Genomic DNA, 16630 nt, shown 5'->3' with positions numbered 1-16630 from the left:
CGGTTCCTAACTTGCCTTTCTTCTGGAGAATGAAAATGAAGCGCTCGTCCCAACTTCGCCGCATCGCTGCCGCACTCGCCATTTCCGCCGCCGCATTCGGCTCGCACGCGGCCGTCGCCGCCCCCGTCAAGAACGTCGTGCTGGTCCACGGCTACTTCGCCGACGGCTCGGGCTGGCAAGCCGTCTCGAACATCCTGACGCGCGACGGCTACAAGGTTTCCGTCGTTCAGCAGCCGGAAACGTCGTTCGACGACGACGTGAAGGCAACCCGGCGCGCCATCGACGCGCAGGACGGCCCGAGCATCCTCGTCGGCCACAGCTACGGCGGCGCGGTGATCACCGAAGCCGGCAACGACGACAAGGTCGCAGGCCTTGTCTACGTGGCCGCGTTCCAGCCCGATACCGGCGAAAGCCCGCTCGACCTGACCAAGAAGACGCCGCCCGCGACGAAGGCGATCAAGGCCACCGAAGACGGCCACCTGTACTTCGACGAAGCGTCGTTCCACGCCGACTTCGCGGCCGACGTGCCGGCCGCCGAAGCGAAATTCATGGCGATCTCGCAGGTGACGCCGGCCGCGCAGTCGTTCGGCGTGCCGATCACGCACGCTGCATGGCGGACCAAGCCGAGCTGGGCCGTGGTCGCCACCGCCGACCGCGCGATCAACCCCGAGCTCGAACGCTTCATGACGCAACGGGCCGGCAGCAAGACGATCGAACTGAAGTCGAGCCACGTTGCGTACATCTCGCATCCGGCCGACGTGGCAAAGCTGATCGAACAGGCCGCCAAGGGCGCCGGCAAGGAGTGATGCAACGGATTGCCCGATTCCGCCTGTTGACGTCCTCCCTCCGAGTAACGTATCGTTTTGACACGTTACTCGGAGAATTCTTTCCCTCATGCATTCCCGTTTCGACCGTTTCCGCACCACGCCGCTTGGCGCCCAGCTTGAAGCGCTGATCGCGCAACCCTCGCACTACGTCGAATTCGCGGCGCTGTCGCGCGTCGGCGTCGCCGCGATCGGCGCGATTCAGCACGAGATCGCACTGAAATTCCCCGAAATCGAAACAGACACGACCGCCCGCCAGTTCTGCGGCGCGATGGTCGCGGAAGTCATGCGCCGCCACGACCACGACGTCGTACAGGCGCGCGGGCGGCTCGGCGGCACGCTGTTCAGCTACGGCGCGGTGTTCAGCGCGTATCCGCAGTTGCTGCCGTTCGCCGATGTCGTCGCCGCGCTGGCCCGCCTGCCCGATCGGCTCGCCGCGTATGCGGCGCACGTGCCGGCCGCGCTGTGGACACGCCGCCCCGACGGCACGGGCTTCTCGCTCGTCGAGCATGCGTGCCACCTGCGCGATCTCGACGCGGTGTTCGCCGAACGCATCGACGCCGTCCGCACGCTCGAACTGCCGGTGATCGCATCCGTCGACGGCACCGTGCTCGCCACGCAACGCAACTATCTCGCACAGCCGCTCGACGCTGCCGTCACTGCATTCCGCACGGGCCGCGCCGCACTGTGCGCGACCGCGGCCACGCTCGATTCCGCGCAACTCGCCCGCTGCGGATTGCGGGACGGTATCCGCCGCATGTCGCTCGACGAACTCGTGCGCGAGCTGCTCGACCACGATCGCACGCACGTGCTCGAACTCGACGAACTGCTCGCCGAACTCGAATTGCCGCCCCTGCCTTCCGCGCCCGCCCCATGACCGAGCCCACGCCCGCCGTCTTCATTCACGGTTTCATCGGCACGCTCGACGTGCGCGGGTGGAACGGCCCGCATCTCGCCCCCGACCTGCTCGGCTACGGCGCGCATCGCGCGGTACCGTTCGATGCGATCACGCTCGCCGCGCAGGTCGAGCACCTTCGCCGCGCCGTCGATACGCACTTCGGCGCGCAGCCGGTCGATGTCGTCGGCCACTCGGTCGGCGGCGCGATCGCGATGCTGTTCGCGCATGCGCACCCCGGACGCGTGCGGCGGATCGTCAACGTCGAAGGCAACTTCACGCTCGACGATGCGTTCTGGTCGGCGTCGGTCGGCCGCATGACGCCCGCCGAAGCGGACACCATGCTCGACGGCCTGCGCGCCGATCCGCACGGCTGGCTGCGCGGTGCGATCGACGTGCCGTCGCCGGGCCTGCTCGACGATGCCCGCCGCTGGCTCGCGCATCAGCCCGCATCGACGCTGCGCGCGATGGGCCGCTCGGTGGTCGCAACAACGTGCGAGCCCGGCTATCTGCAGCAGCTCGCACAGGTGTTCGAGCGTCACCCGGTCTGGCTGATGGCCGGCGAACGCTCGCGCGCGGGCTGGCACGTGCCCGACTGGGCGCTCGCGCAGTGCGCCGGCTTTGACACGATCGAACGCTGCGGGCACCTGATCCCGGCCGAGCAGCCCGATGCGTTTCGCGCGACGCTCGAGCGCATCGTGTCCGCGCCGCCCGCCTGACAACCCGTAGGATTCGCCGAAATATGGTTGAAAGGCGCGGTTGCTAGAGTCGCCCGAACAGGGTTTCCCGGCGCCCGGCGCCGGATGGGGTCGACACATGCGAGGATCGATGTACCTGGCACGCGCCTTCTGGCTGCTTCTGCTGGTCGCCATTTCAGGCCCTGCTCTCGCATTCCATGCGCGGGTCGTCGCGATTCCCAGCGCCGCGATGAACGAGACGCTCAAGGCAACCGTCGTGCTGCCCGACGCTTATGCGCGCGGCCCCCGCGACGGCGACCGCTTTCCGGTCGTCTATCTGCTGCACGGCTCCGGCGGCGACCACACCGACTGGACGTCGAACACGCACATTGCCGCGCTGGCCGACCGTTACCACGTGATCCTCGTGATGCCCGACGGCGGGCACGAGAGCTGGTACATCGACAGCCCGTTCGACTCGGGCAGCCGCTACGAAACCTTCATCGGCGACGAAGTCGTGTCCTACGTCGATCTGCACTTCCGCACGATCGCGACGCAGCGTGCCCGCGCGATCACCGGGCTCAGCATGGGCGGCTTCGGCGCGCTGCGCATCGCGCTCGACCGGCCCGACACGTTCGGCGCGGTCGGCAGCATCAGCGGCGCGGTCGATCCGCGCTGCTGCGCGGACGAGCCCGGCATCGACCACGTATTCGGCGACCCCGGCCGCCACCCGTCGTTCTGGAACCGCAACGTGATCGTCGCCGGCGCCAGCGCGTTCGTGCGCGCGCATCTCGACCTGACGATCGATTGCGGCCGCGACGACGCGTTCGTCGGCTCGAACCGCACGCTGCACGAACGGCTCGTCGCGCTCGGCGTGCCGCACGACTATGCGGAGCGGCCGGGCGGCCACACATGGGATTACTGGTCGAATGCGATCCGCTACCAGATGCGGTTCTTCGCGACGTCGTTCCAGCACGGCGGCTATGCGTACCATCCCGCGCCCCATGCGCCGGGCATGACGCGCGCGGGCTGACGCGCGCCGCATCGCCGCGCCGCAACGCGGCCCGGCGAACCCGGTGGTACGATGCGCTGGCATCGACCACCCGACACCTTCCATGCCGCGCGACAACTTTGCGGACCTCCTCGCCTTCATCGCCGTCGCGCGCGAGCGCAGTTTCACGCGTGCGGCCGCGCAGCTCGGCGTCTCGCAATCCGCGCTCAGCCATACGATCCGCTCGCTCGAAACGCGCCTCGGCGTGCGGCTGCTCACGCGCACGACACGCAGCGTGGCGCCGACCGAAGCCGGCGAGCGCCTGCTGCTGAATCTCGCGCCGCGCTTCGACGAAATCGAGGCCGAACTGACGGCGCTCGCGGAACTGCGCGACCAGCCCGCGGGCACCGTGCGCATCAACGCGACCGACTTCGTGATCCGTACGCTGCTGTGGCCGAAGCTTGCGCCGGTCCTGCGCGACTACCGCGACCTGAAGGTCGAGTTCGTGAACGACTACGGGCTGTCCGACATCGTCGCGGAACGCTTCGACGTGGGTGTGCGGCTCGGCGACCAGGTGGCGAAGGACATGATTGCCGTGCGCATCTCGGCCGACATGAAAATGGCGATCGTCGGCGCGCCCGCGTATTTCGCGGAACGCGCGCGCCCCGTGTCGCCGCAGGATCTGGTCGCGCATGACTGCATCAACCTGCGCCTGCCGACGCACGGCGCGCTGTACGCGTGGGAACTCGCGCGCGGCGACGACACGCTGCAGGTGCGCGTCGACGGGCAGGTCACGTTCAACGGTACCTACGAGACGCTCGATGCAGCGCTCGCGGGCTACGGGCTCGCGTACGTGCCCGCCGAACTCGCGGCACCGCATGTCGCCGCCGGACGCCTCGACAGCGTGCTCGACGACTGGTGCCCGACATTCCCCGGCCATCACCTGTACTACGCGAGCCGGCGGCAGTCGTCGCGCGCGCTCGCCGTGATCGTCGATGCGCTGCGCTATCGCGCATGAGCCGACGGGGCGCCGCCCATGCGTCGCGATTCATGAACCGGATCGATAAGTGCATGCGGATTGCCGGGGATTATCGATAGACGCATCGGTGGCTACCATCGACGGTGTTCCCCACCTACCCCGGAGCCCTCGATGTCCGAACCGACTTCCCCTGCACGCAAAGCATTCGGCGCCATCGCCCCCGCCCTCGCCGACTACACCGACAACGTGCTGTTCGGCGACGTCTGGCAGCGCCCCGGCCTGTCGCCGCGCGACCGCAGCCTTGTCACAGTCGCGAGCCTCGTGTCGCTGTATCGCGTCAACGAATTGCCGTTCCACCTGAAGAAGGCGCTCGACAACGGCCTCACGCGCGACGAGCTGGTCGAAGCAATCACGCACCTCGCGTTCTACTCGGGCTGGCCGACCGCAAGCTCGGCGCTGACGATCGCTCAGCGCGTGTTCGACGAAGCCGGCGTGTAAGCGCAGCGTCCCCTCATTCAACCGGCGGGCACGCACCCGCATGGAGCGTTCATGGATTACCGCTATCTCGGGCGCAGCGCGCTCAAGGTGTCGCCGCTGTGCCTCGGTGCAATGATGTTCGGCGGCGAGACCGACGAAGCGACGTCCTCACGGATCATCGACAAGGCGTTCGACCAGGGCATCAATTTCATCGACACGGCCGACGTCTATCACGCCGGCCGTTCGGAAGAAGTCGTCGGCCGCGCGATTGCGTCGCGTCGCGACAGCTGGGTCGTCGCGACGAAGTTCGGCTTTCCGGCCGGGCCGGACGCAGAGCCGAACCGGCAGGGCCAGTCGCGCAAATGGATCGTCGAATCGGTCAACGCGAGCCTGAAGCGGCTCGGCACCGACTACATCGACATCCTCTATTTCCATCGCGCGCTGACCGACGCGCCGCTTGACGAAGGCATGCGCGCGATCGCCGACCTGATCCGGCAAGGCAAGGTGCGCTACTTCGGGCTGTCGAACTTCAAGGGCTGGCGCATCGCCGAGGTCGTGCGGCTCGCCGACCAGCTCGGCATCGATCGCCCGGTCGCGAGCGAGCCGCTGTACAACCTCGTCGATCGCACGGCCGAGGTCGAACAGCTTCCGGCCGCCGCGCACTACGGGATCGGCGTCGTGCCGTACAGCCCGCTCGCGCGCGGTGTGCTGACCGGCAAATACGCGGTGAATGCGCAGCCGCCCGCCGATTCGCGCGCGGGCCGCGGCGACCGTCGTATCCAGCAAACGGAATGGCGCCCCGAATCGTTGCATATCGCGCAGCAGGTAGCCGCGCATGCTGCCGCGCGCGGCACGACGTCGGTCGCGTTTGCGCTCGCGTGGGTGATGAAGAACCGCATCGTCAGCTCGACGATCGCGGGGCCCCGCACCGAAGCGCACTGGGACAGCTACATCGATGCGCTGAAGCTCGAACTCGGCCCGGACGACGAACGATTCGTCGATTCGCTCGTGCCGCCCGGGCATGCATCGACGCACGGCTATACCGATCCCGGCTATCCGGTTGAAGGCCGCAAGATCTGAAGCCGAAATGGGATGAGTGAATGACATGCCGGGCGCGATGCCCGGCATGAAGATGAACGCGCGTCGCCCGACGCGCGAATATGTGGAGAAGCGGCGGGATCAGTTGTCTTGCGCGGTTGCGTCGGCGCTGACGACGCGATCGAAGCATTCCTGTGCACGCGCCAATTCGTCGAGCGCGCGATCGAGGCGCGACATCGCGCGTGCGTATTCGGCCGACGAAACGTCGTCGTCGCTTTCGCCGCGCACGGCGCGAAAGGCCTGATCGACGTTGCGCGTGGCTTCGACGAAGCGCTGCGCGGCCCGGGCTTCCCGCGAACAGATGTGGGTCGACATCGACACTTCTCCCTCAGGGTTGCAGTGTGAAGCACGCCGACGCTCAGTGTGCGTGGTGCGCATGTCGGCGGCGTGAACCACGACCCATCGAGTATCGATGCATCGGCCGCCGCGCAGCGCGCTTCGTGCCGATTGTCTCTCTGCGCTCGCCGCTCCGCTATGGCGAGATTGCAACAAATTCTTGCGCGAGCTGCTGCGCGCGTTTCGTCACGCGCGCCCGATACGCGGATGCGCGAGACCCGTGAACGCGGCCGCCTCACTCGGCGACAGGTCGAACAGGTCGCCAGTGAGATCACGCGGATGCTCGGCGGCCGGCCGATTGCGCAAACGTGCCACGTGCGTGGGCGCAACATACGCGGCCGCCGTTTCGATCGGCGGCACATCGAACAGATCGCGCGTGACGCCGCGCACGTCGTCCGTCGGCGAACGACCGCGCAAGCGCGCGACGAGCTCGACGAAGCGATCGAAATCGCCCGCGCGCGTCGCCTTGTTCACTTCCGTGAGATCGCGCGCCTTCAACACGCACGGCTGCGCGAGCCGCACGAAATACGGTGCTTCGAGCTCGACCGACAGCGCAAGCGGATAGCTCTTGCCCGTCTGCTCCTTCGCACGCCCGACACAATCGACCACGGCCGCACCCTGTGCGGCGCCGAGCGACTTGCCGGTGCTCACGCTGCGCAGGTGATCGGGAAACACGCGCAATTGCGTGCCGACCGTCAGCGCGGTGGATGACGCGCACACGAGCGCGTAGTGCTGTTCGCGGCGCCGGCCCGACGGCAACGTCGAGCGGCTGGCGATGAACGTGTGCGGCGGCAACGGCCGCACCTGCCCGCTCGCGTCGACCCATGCATTCCACAGCAGCATGTCTTTCCGCTCGCCTGGACGCGGGCGCGACGCGACCGGCGAAAACAGCGCGAGCAGCGAGCCCGTGCGATGCGCGGCAACTTGCGCGCTGCTGCCGAGCGGCTGGTTGATGCCCCACAGAAAACGCCCGCCCCCAAGCCGGCGCTCCCATTCCTTGCGGAGCACGACGGTCGGCAGTTCCTCGCCGGACTCGGTACCGATCTTGGTCCAGCAGAACGTGGGTGGGAGGTGTTTCAGTGTCATCAACTATCTCGGGATACAGCCTCGCTGGTGACAGCAAGCCCATTCAACAGCCGTAACTGTATAGGTATAATGCATCGCATGGAAGCCCCGGACCAAGATTTTCCCGTTCAAGACCTGTTGCGCCGCTTGATGGCAGATACACGCTCGTCCAGCGAAATAGCGCGACTCTCCGGGGTCAGCCAGCCGACCGTATCGCGCCTGAGGCTGTCGAACGGACATCGGCTGCGCCGTAGCGCGCCATTCAATAAGCTATGCAGTTTCTATGGTGTCGATACCGGGCCGTCGCGCCGCCAGTACAACGACCTGCTGCGCGACGCGATCGTCGACGCGTGGGATGGATCGGACGAGCACGGGCGCGCGCTGCTGGTCGTGATTCAGGGGTTGAAAGGGCTGCAGGCGAAGGCGGATGATGGGTGATGGAGTGGGTTGCTGGAACTGAATACGGATGAAGGATTAGGAGGGACTTCGGTGGAAATCGCTTATCGCCACGGAACGGACACTGCCCATAGCGAGCCAAGGGACTCGAATTGAAAACGGTCATCAAGCGGATTTGCGAGCTTCAGCCAATGTATTCGTCATCGAATACGCCCGAAATGCAGGAGCGCGGCAATCTCATTCGATCCGAGCTAGCGCAAGAACTACGTCGGCGCCTTCCGGAGCTGAGTCGAGCGTTCGATCCGCTGTTCGATGATTTAGCCGTGGAGGGTTCAGACGGCATCGGCAGGAAGACGGAAGCGCCGTGGGTCCGACTCTACTCGAAGGCAATGTCTCCGACTCCACGGCAGGGGTTCTATGTCGTCATTCACTTCTCTGCTGATGGTTCGGCCTGCTTTTTCACCGTCGGTTGCGGCAGTACGGTTTGGAGCGGCGGTGATCTGCGCCCCGTATCTGATGCGCAGCTAACTGCAAAAACGTCGTGGGCTCGCTCCGTTGTTGAGCAGCGTTGGAAAACGCTGGCGCCGTTTACCGACACCATCTCGCTAGGCGCACGCGCATCACTTCCTAGGACATTTGAAAAGGCGACGGCATTGGCCCGACGGGTACCCGTCGAAAGCGTCGACGCATCCGATTTGGATGAGCTACTCTTTTCTGCAGCAGAAAGACTCTCCGCGATATATCTTGCGCAGCTTGATCAACGAGATGTGGCTCCGGGTGATCAAGACGCTCGCGATCTCGAAGCAATCGTAAGGCCGTTACGCCAGCGAACACGTGCACAAGGCATTGGACTCACTGCATCCGAGCGAAAGGCTGTCGAACTGCGTGCAATGCTCTTGGCAATCCAATTTCTCCAATCCGAAGGCTTCACGTGCGACGACAAATCGGCGGCTGAGCCATTTGACATTCTGGCTCGGCGAGACGGCCAAGCATTGAAGATTGAGGTGAAGGGAACGACTAGCGAACTATGCGACTCGATTCTGATGACCCGAAACGAAGTCGAGCTTCATAGGCGCGAAAAAGGCACAACTGGTCTTGTGATTGTTTCTCGAATTCAGCTCAATCGAAGCGGTGCAGCACCGAGCGCTTCGGGCGGAGTGGTAGAGGCCAAAATGCAATGGGACATCGACCAGTGGATACTTGAATCCATAGCCTTTAAAGTGCGCCGACCTACATAGACCACTGACTGGCTGATCGCCCGTGGATGCCTGAGTTACCAGCCTGTCATCGATGGGGACGTCACCAAGAAAACATCATGCGGAGGGCTCTCCGATCGAATGAACTCAGCGGCCCTTTGGTTGTTTCGTTCCGCAGCGTCCAGATCAATAGGAGGATCCGCGCCATCCCAAATGCAATCGATCCTCGCTTCGAATCCAGGAAAATGCCATATGCCACCTTCGATCCGAGCAACTACCAGGCCGTGTTGGGCCGCCCGCTCACATACTGCAATCGCCGCCTCGGTAGAAAGCTTCATCACAATGCTTCCACCGAGGGAAAAGAAATCATCCGATGAATCGTATACGCGGGAACGATCGACGTTCATTGTGTTTATTCCAATTTAATCTAGCGGTCAGGAATCCATTTTGGTCCGTCCTTTTCGATTGTGGACGACGCCAACTACCGCTTTGCGCAACGGTTTTCGACTAGTCCGCTCCGGGCCTTTACTGTCCCTTGCAACTGGACCCATGTGCCAGAAAGGAATACGACAAGGCGCGTCGGAGATTGCGATGGATGTTGCCTGACGCCCCCCCGCAAGCGACACGCAGCTTTCTCGAAAGCCGCCACTCAACCGAACCATGCGTTGGCTTCGATGTGCAGCATCAGCAATCGACGCAGGCTGAATCGGTGCTGCCATCCCGGCCCGCAAACCAGGCAACTTGCGCCCTCTCGTCAATCGAGATACTTGCCGAAATATTGCTTCACGGCAGCTTCGTTGTATTTGTCCTCTCCGCGCCAGTGCTCCATGAAATGCCAATCGTGCCTGCCTCGCGAGGGCCTGTCGTAAGACGACGGTCGCAGAATATCAACGCAAGCCAGAATTTCCATCAACACGTCGCGCTCGCTTTTCGTCGATTTGATGACCGGCGCCAGGTTGTCCCTCAGCGCACTCGGGTGGTCACCTGGCTGGCTTTGAGCGATCACTGACAGCATCGATTTGAGAATGTCGATGTCGGCCCGCGTGGGCTCCGAAATCTCTTCGCGCAGGAATTGCTGCAAATCGAACAGGGTATATATCCGGCCGCCGAGACGCACGCCGCCCCATTTGATGCGCTCGAAATTCAGCACGTTCAAGTCCACCTCTTCATACTCCCGGGATCCATCGCAGACGCCGCAACGATAGGAGGTGTGGGTGATGACACCGTTCGTGTAACCGTGTCCGCTCACTTTCGGAACGTATTCATGTGGCGGCGACAATCGTTGCGCGCACACGAAAGAAGCCAACGCCGAACGCCATTCCAGCCGTCGCGTCGAGAGGCTGCTCAAAAATGCCCTGGCTACGGCATCCTGCGCAACCTTGGGCAGGATTTCCTTGATCGCCGTAATGCTCTGGTCGTGCGTCAGCGTGACGGGGGAAAACATCACGCCTTGTTCCTTCGCATAGGCAAAATCGGCGTCGCTGATGCGCCTGTCCTTTCTGTCTACCCACCCGTTGCCGCTCCAGTAGGTTCTGACCAGGATGTTTTTTGCCTTCTTATCCATAAGACGCCTCATAAGTGGACTGCATGAACCAGCAGCAGTGGACTGGATAGTTCTCGTCCGGATGACCGCAACTGGCCGAATGCAGCCCCGCGCAATCTGCGCAAGTAACCCGTTCCCGCACACGACTCACCCCAGCACCGACTCCCTCAACCACTCGCGCGCCATCGCCGTACATAGCGACGGCCGCTCCAGCGTCGGGAAATGACCACATCCGTCGATCGCTTCAAATCGGGCATGTGGCATCACGCCGGCGATACGCCGGCCGACGTCGACAGGGACGAAGCGATCCGCGGCACCCCAGACGAGCAACGTAGGCACCCTGCTCGATGCAAGCGTCGACCAATGATCCACGCGCGTCAGCGTGGCGTCGGACTGCCGGGCAAACACATCCGCGCCGGCATCGCGGGCCATCTGCACGAACGCGGCCCGTGACGTGCCGTCGTGTGCCGGGATCGCCTGCTCGGCAAACTCCTCAATGACTCGTTCGTGCTCTCCGGCGCGAATTCGTCGGCTAGTGGCACGAGCGGCGTCCGGATCCGGATGAACGCCGGGCTGACAGCTCATCAACCAGAGCCCGCGAACACGGTCCGGCGCTCTCGCGAGCACTTCCATCGCGAGACACCCGCCGTATGCCGTACCGACGAGAATGAACGCACCGCTTGTCGATGCCAGGAGCTGCTCGGCACTCTCGGTGAAGGTTGCATGCGCAAGTACCTTCACGGTCGGCGAAGCAAGATCCTTCAGCGCTTCGACCTGATCCGCATACATGCGGCCATCGCACGGCATCGCGGGTAGAAATATGAGCGGTAGCAACATCAGGATGATTCAGGCAGGTAGTGGATCGCGTTTCGAAACCATCCAACGTAATCTCAGTCGACTTCAAGTTTCTGAGCGCAAGCTCATCAACAACGACATGTACTGTGCAGAAGAAAATCGACTTCACTGTACATTTCATCCCGCTTTTACCTAAAACACAATGCCCATCAGGCTCGGGATCGGAAAATCCGGAAAGGCCTTCTGCATGCCATAGGTGGGTACAAGACGATCAAAGAAATCCGGCCCGCTCGAGGCATCGCGGCGGCGATAAAAACTGGATGCCAATTCCATGAACACATCCGCTGACCAGCTTCCGTCGTCGCTTGGCCCTGCCACGTTTGTTCCATTCCTCATCGCAAGTATCGCGCTCGCAGCCGCATATGGAGCCAGCTTCCTCCTTTCCGAGCATCTGCGTCAAAGCGGCCTGGATTCTTCAATGGCAGGCGCGGTGATCTCGACCGGCATCCTGACCATGATCGTCAGTTCTCTCGTCGCCGGATGGGTAGCACAACGAATCGGCTTGATGTCGACCATCGTGGCGGCGGCTGCCGTCATGGCGCTGTCCATGCTCGCGTTCAGCCTGGCAGCGCACGACTTGAGGATCGCGTTTATCGGCGGCCTGCTTCTGGGAATGGGATGGTCGGCCTTTTACATACTTGCGCCGCTTCAGATCATTCATCACCTCAGGCCCTCAGCGCGGATCAAATACCTGACCTTGCTCTCGGGCGGCCAGATGGTCGGGCTGGGTCTCGCGTCACCGATCGGCCATTTCGTCGCCAGCCGCTTCGGGTCGTACGCCATCGTCTACGCAGGCCTGGCGTGTCTCTGCGTGATCGCCGCCATCGCATTTTCGATTGTCCGACAACGGACGGAACGCATACCCCATCCGCAGGCGGATGCAACCGGACTGACCGCCGCGCGGGTCGCCGAGATCCTGCGCCATGTCACCCGGCTGCCGATCATCATGATCGGACTCGCCGCTTGCGTCTTTTCCGCGTTGTCGAATTTTCAGGCGATCTACGCGGAATCGCGACACCTGTCGCCCGATACCTTCTTTGTGACATTCACGCTGACGACCGTCTTCTGCCGATTCACGCTGGCGCAGACGATCAGACGATCAGCCGATTGCCGGTCCGAAAGCTCGCATTCACGCTGTTCGCGCTGACGCTCGTGGCGCTGGTTCTCTTCGTGTCCAATCCGGGCAGCGAAATCCTGTACGTGATCGGCTCGTTCATCTTCGCGATCGGCTACGGACTCAGCTACTCCACCTTGAACGGCATGGCGGTCAATCTCGCCAGCGAAAAGGGTTTATCCGCGTCGGCGAGCTCACAAGTCTTCACGATCGCCTACTTCACGGGCCTGTTCGGGTTTCCGTATGTAGCCAGCGTATTGGTGACCCACGGTGGCGTGAACTGGATGATCGTCGCAACGATCGCCGTCGTCGTCATCAACTTGCTGATGCTCACTCACACGAGCCTTCGCCGCGACACCGCGCAGATCGCGGCACGCTGACCGCGAACGCGCGATACGAATACAGATACTGCGCCTGTCGCTCCAATCCGATCGCCAGCGGCCGCTGATCGCTACGCCTGCGATATGGGTCGGACGCGCACGGGCGTGCGCTGCGGGTCGTGATTCAGAGGTTGGAGGGGCTGCAGGCGAAGGCGGATGATGGGTGATGGGTGATGGTGTGGGCCGGGGCGCAGCGCGCCTGACCGTCCGCTTCGACCGGCGACGTTTCCTGCCGAGCGGCATGACGAGCGTGTTCGAAACCGCGCCGATGCACACGAAAGACGCGCGCGCGATCGCGATCGATCGCGTGTTTGAGGTGACGTCGCTCGCGTTGCGGTGAAGTGTGAGCAAGCAAAGACGGGATACCGGTTCCGTCGGATGAACTACCGCCCCGTTTCCATGATCGAGAAACGCAGAGATCCGCCGTTCACGGCACCGACACGACCCTCACCTCGACTCGTTAGCAAATGATTCCCGCTCGACCTGCGAGACACATTGCCTAGCGGCATCTGCAACGCGGCTCCTCTGTTGCGCCGATTTTTTGCACCAATACAGGGCCGCAGCCTTGTCCCTGGCCAGGCCCGATCCGCCCCATTCGTAGGATTCGCCCATGATCAGTTGCGCGGTGGCATCGCCCTGATCCGCCTCTTTGCGCGTGTGCGCTACCGATTTTCCATACCAGTATGCCGCCTGCGCAGAATCCTGACGCACGCCAATGCCAAGTTCATAGTCCGTCCCCAGTCGCCGTTCGGCAAGCGCATCCCCCATCTCCGCACCGCGTCTATGCCAGGCGACCGCCTCGACGTGGTCCCTTGGTATGCCAAACAAGCCGTTACGATAGAGTTCTCCGATCTGATTTGCACACCCTGCATTTCCGTGATCAACGGCCTTCTTCATCAGCGCCACGCCCCAAGAAACATCCTGAGGCTGGCCGTGTGTACCCATCACATATCCCAGCCCGACGATGCATTCGCCTTCGGCGTCTCCTTGATTGGCGGCTTTCTGAAACCAGACGTTGGCTTGCGCCTGATCTTTGGGCACCGCGAGTCCCGACTCATAGAGTTTGCCGAGACCGATTTCCGCACGTGAGTTGCCTTGTTCGGCAAGCGGACGCCAAAGTGCGAGCGCGGTTGCGTAGTCCGTACGCTGAAACGCCCTAGCGGCATCTTCAACCTGATCCGCGACGGCAGTGCCGGCGACTCCCAGGATCAGTGCGGTCCACACGACCGACCGCGTGTGCCGTGAAAAGCGGCCCAGGGATTGCAAATCAAGGTGCGTCATGGTCACTCCGACATCGCTGAAACGGAAAACCGGAAAAGACGGCAGCAACGGAAACATTGCCTGCCCCTACTGCTCCAACCCCACCCCCAACGGCCGCTGATCACTCCGCCCGTGATCGTCGACCACCCGCACCGTATAACTGCCAGCCGTCCGCGGCTGCCAGAACAGCGCATCGCCCGGCGCACTGCGCCCGACAAACGCATCGTTGACGAACCAGTACAGCGCATGCGCGCTCGCATCGGCCGTCGCGTTGAACGCGATGCGCGTCTCCTCGGTACGCGTCACGCGCATCGCATACGTACTGCCGCGCAGCGGCGACGTGATGCGCGGCGGATCGCCCTCGACCTGCCCGGCGTCGCGGCAGTCTGCGTTCTGCGGCGGCCGCCGGCGCGGAATGCCGGCCTGCACGAACACCTGTTGCAGATCCGACGGCCAGAACTCGAAGATCTCCGTATGCGTGCGCTTGCCGTCGTACGGCGGGCACGCGGCCTTCCCTGTCGCATCGTCGATCACGACCGGCCGGTGCACGGTACTCACGCGAATCGGCGACGTGCCCGGCATGAACCACGTCCAGCCCTGCTGCGGGCACCACTCGTTCGGCAAGTCGCCGCTCGCGAGGCAGATCCGCACGCGCTTCAGCTTCGGCGGCACCGCACGCGGCGGCTCGACGAGCGTCCGCTCGGCATTCAGCGCATCGACAACCTGAAAGAACAGCGGCGCGGCCGCATCGACGCCGACGAACGCCGTGTTGGTCGAGTTGTCGAAATTGCCGACCCACACGACCAGCACGTACGGGCCGAACACGCCGGCCGTCCACGCATCGCGGAACGACCATGACGTGCCGGTCTTCCAGTAAACCGGCACGCTCGATGGCTGCGCGCCGCTCGTCTCGTCGGGGCGCAGATGCTGGCGCAGCATGTCCATCGTCATGTAGCTCGCCTCGGCGCTGAGCAGACGCCGGCCGGGCAGCGCCGGTTCGTCCGCGCGCAACCGCAGCGGCCGGAACTCGCCGCGATTCGCGAGCATCGCGTAGAGCGCCGCAAGATCCTGCATCGTCACTTCGCCGCCGCCGAGCACGAGTGCGAGCCCGTAGTGCTGCGCGCTCGCGAGCCGGCGCACGCCGGCTTCCTGCAGGAACCCGTACAGATCCGGCGACTTGAGCTGCGACGCGACCCACACGGCCGGCACGTTGCGGCTGCGGTTCAGCGCATCGGTCGCGGTGATCGGCCCGAGGAAATGACCGTCGAAATTCTCCGGCGCATACGGGCCGAATGCGGTCGGCACGTCGCGCAGTACCGTCTGCGGATGCAGCACGCCCTGATCGAAGCCGAGCGCATAGATGAACGGCTTGAGCGTCGAGCCAGGTGAGCGCCGCGCGAGCGTGCCGTTCACCTGCCCGTCGATCGTGCGGTCGAAGAAGTTCGCGGAGCCGACGAGCGCCTTCACCCCCATGTCGCGCGTATCGACGAGGATCGCCGCCGCGTTGCGCACGCCGCGCGTATCGTTGCGTGCGACATAGCGTGCGATCTGCCGTTCGAGCGTGTGCTGCAGGTCGAGATCGAGCGTCGTCACGAGCCGCACGTCGGTGTCGCTGTCGTTCGCCGCCGCGCTCGAGGTCGTACGCCACGCGCTGCGTGCGGCGAGCGCCTGGTCGACCGCATGCGGCGCATCGAACGGCAACGCGGACAACGGCCGCATCGCAAGCGGCAACGCGAACAGCGGCTTGAACGATGCATCGCCCGGATGCTTCGTCAGCCAGCGCGCATACAGCCGGTTGCGCGACACGGCCAGCGCGCGGTTGATTTCATCCTGCCCGCCGCGCACGCGCCGCGCCGGGTCCTGCGGAATCACCGCGAGCGCGAGCGCCTCCGGCAGGGTGAGCGCGTCGGGCATCCGGTCGAAATAGACGACGCTCGCGGTGCCCGCGCCTTCGACGTTGCGGCCGTACGGCGCATCGTTCAGATACGCTTCGAGGATCTGCCGTTTCGAATAGAAGAGTTCGAGCTGCACGGCGCGCGCAACCTGCTCGAGCTTGCCTGCCGGCGTGCGCGTGTTCAGCCGCCACAGCGAGCGGGCGAGTTGCATCGTCAGCGTCGAGCCGCCCTGCGGATTGCCGCCGCGCACGTACGTGATCCACGCGCCGCGCGCGAGCCCGTACGGGTTGAAGCCGGGATGCCACCAGAACCAGCGGTCCTCGTGCAGCATCACGGCTTCGACGAGTTGCGGCGACATCCGGTCGAGCGGTACCCACAGCCGGTAGCGGTCGTCCTTCGCGAGCGTGAGCCGCAGCAAATGGCCCTGTGCGTCGACCACCGCGACCGACGACGGCTTCCAGTCGCGCAGCGGCGGATGCGGCCACAGCCGGCACGCGGCCAGCGCCACGAACGCGAGCAGCGCGCCGGCGATCCAGTTCTGCCAGCGATGCAGCCAGCGGCCGGCGCCGTGCAGCACGCGCTGGCGCACCGAAACGTCGTCAGCCACGCGCGGGCGCTCCTCGCACCCGGCGCGGCCGGTAACGACGTTGCA

20 protein-coding genes and 1 pseudogene are annotated in these 16630 nt (G+C 64.2%); 13 read left to right on the top strand and 8 right to left on the bottom strand.

The annotated features are described in order from the left end of the window. Positions 1-35 precede the first annotated feature (35 nt). From BCEP18194_RS25425 to BCEP18194_RS25395, 7 genes are all read left to right on the top strand, one after another. Entirely contained in the window at positions 36-806 is a 771-nt protein-coding gene (locus tag BCEP18194_RS25425) for an alpha/beta hydrolase (protein ID WP_011354135.1), read from the top strand. Between the two features lie 88 nt (positions 807-894). Beyond that, positions 895-1701: a DinB family protein gene (locus BCEP18194_RS25420; RefSeq protein ID WP_011354134.1), complete on the top strand. Its 807-nt coding sequence runs from the start codon at positions 895-897 to the stop codon at positions 1699-1701. Beyond that, complete coding sequence (locus tag BCEP18194_RS25415; RefSeq protein ID WP_011354133.1) at positions 1698-2438, top strand: alpha/beta fold hydrolase; 741 nt, start codon at positions 1698-1700, stop codon at positions 2436-2438. Before BCEP18194_RS25420 ends, BCEP18194_RS25415 begins: the two co-directional genes overlap by 4 nt. A 109-nt stretch (positions 2439-2547) precedes the next feature. Next, positions 2548-3426 (top strand): alpha/beta hydrolase, encoded by an 879-nt coding sequence (locus BCEP18194_RS25410; protein ID WP_208860723.1) that lies wholly within the window; start codon positions 2548-2550, stop codon positions 3424-3426. An 82-nt stretch (positions 3427-3508) separates the two neighbouring features. Continuing rightward, on the top strand, positions 3509-4402 hold the full coding sequence (locus BCEP18194_RS25405; protein ID WP_011354131.1) for a LysR family transcriptional regulator: 894 nt from the start codon (positions 3509-3511) through the stop codon (positions 4400-4402). A gap of 132 nt (positions 4403-4534) precedes the next feature. Further along, entirely contained in the window at positions 4535-4861 is a 327-nt protein-coding gene (locus BCEP18194_RS25400) for a carboxymuconolactone decarboxylase family protein (protein ID WP_011354130.1), read from the top strand. 51 nt (positions 4862-4912) lie between these two features. Beyond that, a complete protein-coding gene (locus BCEP18194_RS25395) occupies positions 4913-5920 on the top strand; it encodes an aldo/keto reductase (RefSeq protein WP_011354129.1) in 1008 nt (335 codons plus the stop codon). A 99-nt stretch (positions 5921-6019) separates the two neighbouring features. Here BCEP18194_RS25395 and BCEP18194_RS25390 read toward each other — a convergent pair whose 3' ends face one another. Both BCEP18194_RS25390 and BCEP18194_RS25385 read right to left on the bottom strand, forming a co-directional pair. Beyond that, positions 6020-6253 (bottom strand): hypothetical protein, encoded by a 234-nt coding sequence (locus BCEP18194_RS25390; RefSeq protein ID WP_011354128.1) that lies wholly within the window; start codon positions 6251-6253, stop codon positions 6020-6022. 207 nt (positions 6254-6460) lie between these two features. Continuing rightward, positions 6461-7360 carry a hypothetical protein gene (locus tag BCEP18194_RS25385; RefSeq protein ID WP_011354127.1) on the bottom strand — a complete coding sequence of 300 codons (900 nt, stop codon included), beginning with the start codon at positions 7358-7360 and terminating at the stop codon, positions 6461-6463. 78 nt (positions 7361-7438) lie between these two features. Here BCEP18194_RS25385 and BCEP18194_RS25380 point away from each other — a divergent pair, with 78 nt between their 5' ends. Continuing rightward, positions 7439-7777, top strand: a complete 339-nt coding sequence (locus tag BCEP18194_RS25380) for a helix-turn-helix domain-containing protein (RefSeq protein WP_011354126.1) — start codon at positions 7439-7441, stop codon at positions 7775-7777. 110 nt (positions 7778-7887) lie between these two features. Then, the gene (locus tag BCEP18194_RS40175; protein ID WP_011354125.1) at positions 7888-8973 is read left to right on the top strand and encodes an MrcB family domain-containing protein; all 1086 of its coding nucleotides are present in this window, start codon (positions 7888-7890) and stop codon (positions 8971-8973) included. A gap of 35 nt (positions 8974-9008) precedes the next feature. Here BCEP18194_RS40175 and BCEP18194_RS40170 read toward each other — a convergent pair whose 3' ends face one another. The 4 genes from BCEP18194_RS40170 to BCEP18194_RS41320 form a co-directional block, all read right to left on the bottom strand. Continuing rightward, positions 9009-9338, bottom strand: coding sequence for a hypothetical protein (locus BCEP18194_RS40170; protein ID WP_011354124.1), 330 nt, complete (start codon positions 9336-9338; stop codon positions 9009-9011). Positions 9339-9685: 347 nt separating this feature from the next. After that, on the bottom strand, positions 9686-10495 hold the full coding sequence (locus BCEP18194_RS25375) for a hypothetical protein (RefSeq protein WP_011354123.1): 810 nt from the start codon (positions 10493-10495) through the stop codon (positions 9686-9688). Positions 10496-10621: 126 nt separating this feature from the next. Then, the gene (locus BCEP18194_RS25370) at positions 10622-11263 is read right to left on the bottom strand and encodes an alpha/beta fold hydrolase (RefSeq protein ID WP_244273072.1); all 642 of its coding nucleotides are present in this window, start codon (positions 11261-11263) and stop codon (positions 10622-10624) included. Positions 11264-11461: 198 nt separating this feature from the next. Next, the gene (locus BCEP18194_RS41320) at positions 11462-11602 is read right to left on the bottom strand and encodes a hypothetical protein (protein WP_157687235.1); all 141 of its coding nucleotides are present in this window, start codon (positions 11600-11602) and stop codon (positions 11462-11464) included. On the opposite strand from BCEP18194_RS41320, the gene BCEP18194_RS38815 reads away from it, so the two are divergent. The 4 genes and pseudogenes from BCEP18194_RS38815 to BCEP18194_RS42140 all read left to right on the top strand — a co-directional run bounded on the left by BCEP18194_RS38815 (position 11601) and on the right by BCEP18194_RS42140 (position 13163). Next, on the top strand, positions 11601-12476 hold the full coding sequence (locus tag BCEP18194_RS38815) for an MFS transporter (RefSeq protein ID WP_011354121.1): 876 nt from the start codon (positions 11601-11603) through the stop codon (positions 12474-12476). The genes BCEP18194_RS41320 and BCEP18194_RS38815 overlap by 2 nt on opposite strands. 5 nt (positions 12477-12481) lie before the next feature. Further along, positions 12482-12823: a hypothetical protein gene (locus BCEP18194_RS41315; protein WP_167316033.1), complete on the top strand. Its 342-nt coding sequence runs from the start codon at positions 12482-12484 to the stop codon at positions 12821-12823. Between the two features lie 86 nt (positions 12824-12909). Then, positions 12910-12990, top strand: a pseudogene (locus BCEP18194_RS42380) (XRE family transcriptional regulator); the annotation flags it as partial. Next, positions 12990-13163, top strand: coding sequence for a hypothetical protein (locus BCEP18194_RS42140; protein ID WP_244273070.1), 174 nt, complete (start codon positions 12990-12992; stop codon positions 13161-13163). The pseudogene BCEP18194_RS42380 and the gene BCEP18194_RS42140, both read left to right, overlap by 1 nt. Positions 13164-13270: 107 nt before the next feature. On the opposite strand, the gene BCEP18194_RS25360 is transcribed toward BCEP18194_RS42140, so the two are convergent. Both BCEP18194_RS25360 and pbpC read right to left on the bottom strand, forming a co-directional pair. Continuing rightward, positions 13271-14161 carry a tetratricopeptide repeat protein gene (locus BCEP18194_RS25360; RefSeq protein WP_081436654.1) on the bottom strand — a complete coding sequence of 297 codons (891 nt, stop codon included), beginning with the start codon at positions 14159-14161 and terminating at the stop codon, positions 13271-13273. Positions 14162-14170: 9 nt separating this feature from the next. Further along, positions 14171-16585: a penicillin-binding protein 1C gene (pbpC, locus tag BCEP18194_RS25355; RefSeq protein ID WP_011354118.1), complete on the bottom strand. Its 2415-nt coding sequence runs from the start codon at positions 16583-16585 to the stop codon at positions 14171-14173. Positions 16586-16630 lie beyond the last annotated feature (45 nt).

The sequence above is a fragment of the Burkholderia lata genome (assembly GCF_000012945.1).
Taxonomy (GTDB): domain Bacteria; phylum Pseudomonadota; class Gammaproteobacteria; order Burkholderiales; family Burkholderiaceae; genus Burkholderia; species Burkholderia lata.
The sequence above is the reverse complement of the archived record's forward strand: the minus strand, read 5'-3'. Positions and strand labels throughout refer to the sequence as shown.

Bases quoted from the DNA above. Each gene is read 5' to 3' on its own strand.
- BCEP18194_RS25425 (WP_011354135.1), top strand. From the start codon at position 36: ATGAAGCGCTCGTCCCAACTTCGCCGCATCGCTGCCGCACTCGCCATT.
- BCEP18194_RS25420 (WP_011354134.1), top strand. From the start codon at position 895: ATGCATTCCCGTTTCGACCGTTTCCGCACCACGCCGCTTGGCGCCCAG.
- BCEP18194_RS25415 (WP_011354133.1), top strand. From the start codon at position 1,698: ATGACCGAGCCCACGCCCGCCGTCTTCATTCACGGTTTCATCGGCACG.
- BCEP18194_RS25410 (WP_208860723.1), top strand. From the start codon at position 2,548: ATGTACCTGGCACGCGCCTTCTGGCTGCTTCTGCTGGTCGCCATTTCA.
- BCEP18194_RS25405 (WP_011354131.1), top strand. From the start codon at position 3,509: ATGCCGCGCGACAACTTTGCGGACCTCCTCGCCTTCATCGCCGTCGCG.
- BCEP18194_RS25400 (WP_011354130.1), top strand. From the start codon at position 4,535: ATGTCCGAACCGACTTCCCCTGCACGCAAAGCATTCGGCGCCATCGCC.
- BCEP18194_RS25395 (WP_011354129.1), top strand. From the start codon at position 4,913: ATGGATTACCGCTATCTCGGGCGCAGCGCGCTCAAGGTGTCGCCGCTG.
- BCEP18194_RS25390 (WP_011354128.1), bottom strand. From the start codon at position 6,253: ATGTCGACCCACATCTGTTCGCGGGAAGCCCGGGCCGCGCAGCGCTTC.
- BCEP18194_RS25385 (WP_011354127.1), bottom strand. From the start codon at position 7,360: ATGACACTGAAACACCTCCCACCCACGTTCTGCTGGACCAAGATCGGT.
- BCEP18194_RS25380 (WP_011354126.1), top strand. From the start codon at position 7,439: ATGGAAGCCCCGGACCAAGATTTTCCCGTTCAAGACCTGTTGCGCCGC.
- BCEP18194_RS40170 (WP_011354124.1), bottom strand. From the start codon at position 9,338: ATGAACGTCGATCGTTCCCGCGTATACGATTCATCGGATGATTTCTTT.
- BCEP18194_RS25375 (WP_011354123.1), bottom strand. From the start codon at position 10,495: ATGGATAAGAAGGCAAAAAACATCCTGGTCAGAACCTACTGGAGCGGC.
- BCEP18194_RS25370 (WP_244273072.1), bottom strand. From the start codon at position 11,263: ATGTATGCGGATCAGGTCGAAGCGCTGAAGGATCTTGCTTCGCCGACC.
- BCEP18194_RS38815 (WP_011354121.1), top strand. From the start codon at position 11,601: ATGAACACATCCGCTGACCAGCTTCCGTCGTCGCTTGGCCCTGCCACG.
- BCEP18194_RS41320 (WP_157687235.1), bottom strand. From the start codon at position 11,602: ATGGAATTGGCATCCAGTTTTTATCGCCGCCGCGATGCCTCGAGCGGG.
- BCEP18194_RS42140 (WP_244273070.1), top strand. From the start codon at position 12,990: ATGGGTGATGGTGTGGGCCGGGGCGCAGCGCGCCTGACCGTCCGCTTC.
- BCEP18194_RS25360 (WP_081436654.1), bottom strand. From the start codon at position 14,161: ATGTTTCCGTTGCTGCCGTCTTTTCCGGTTTTCCGTTTCAGCGATGTC.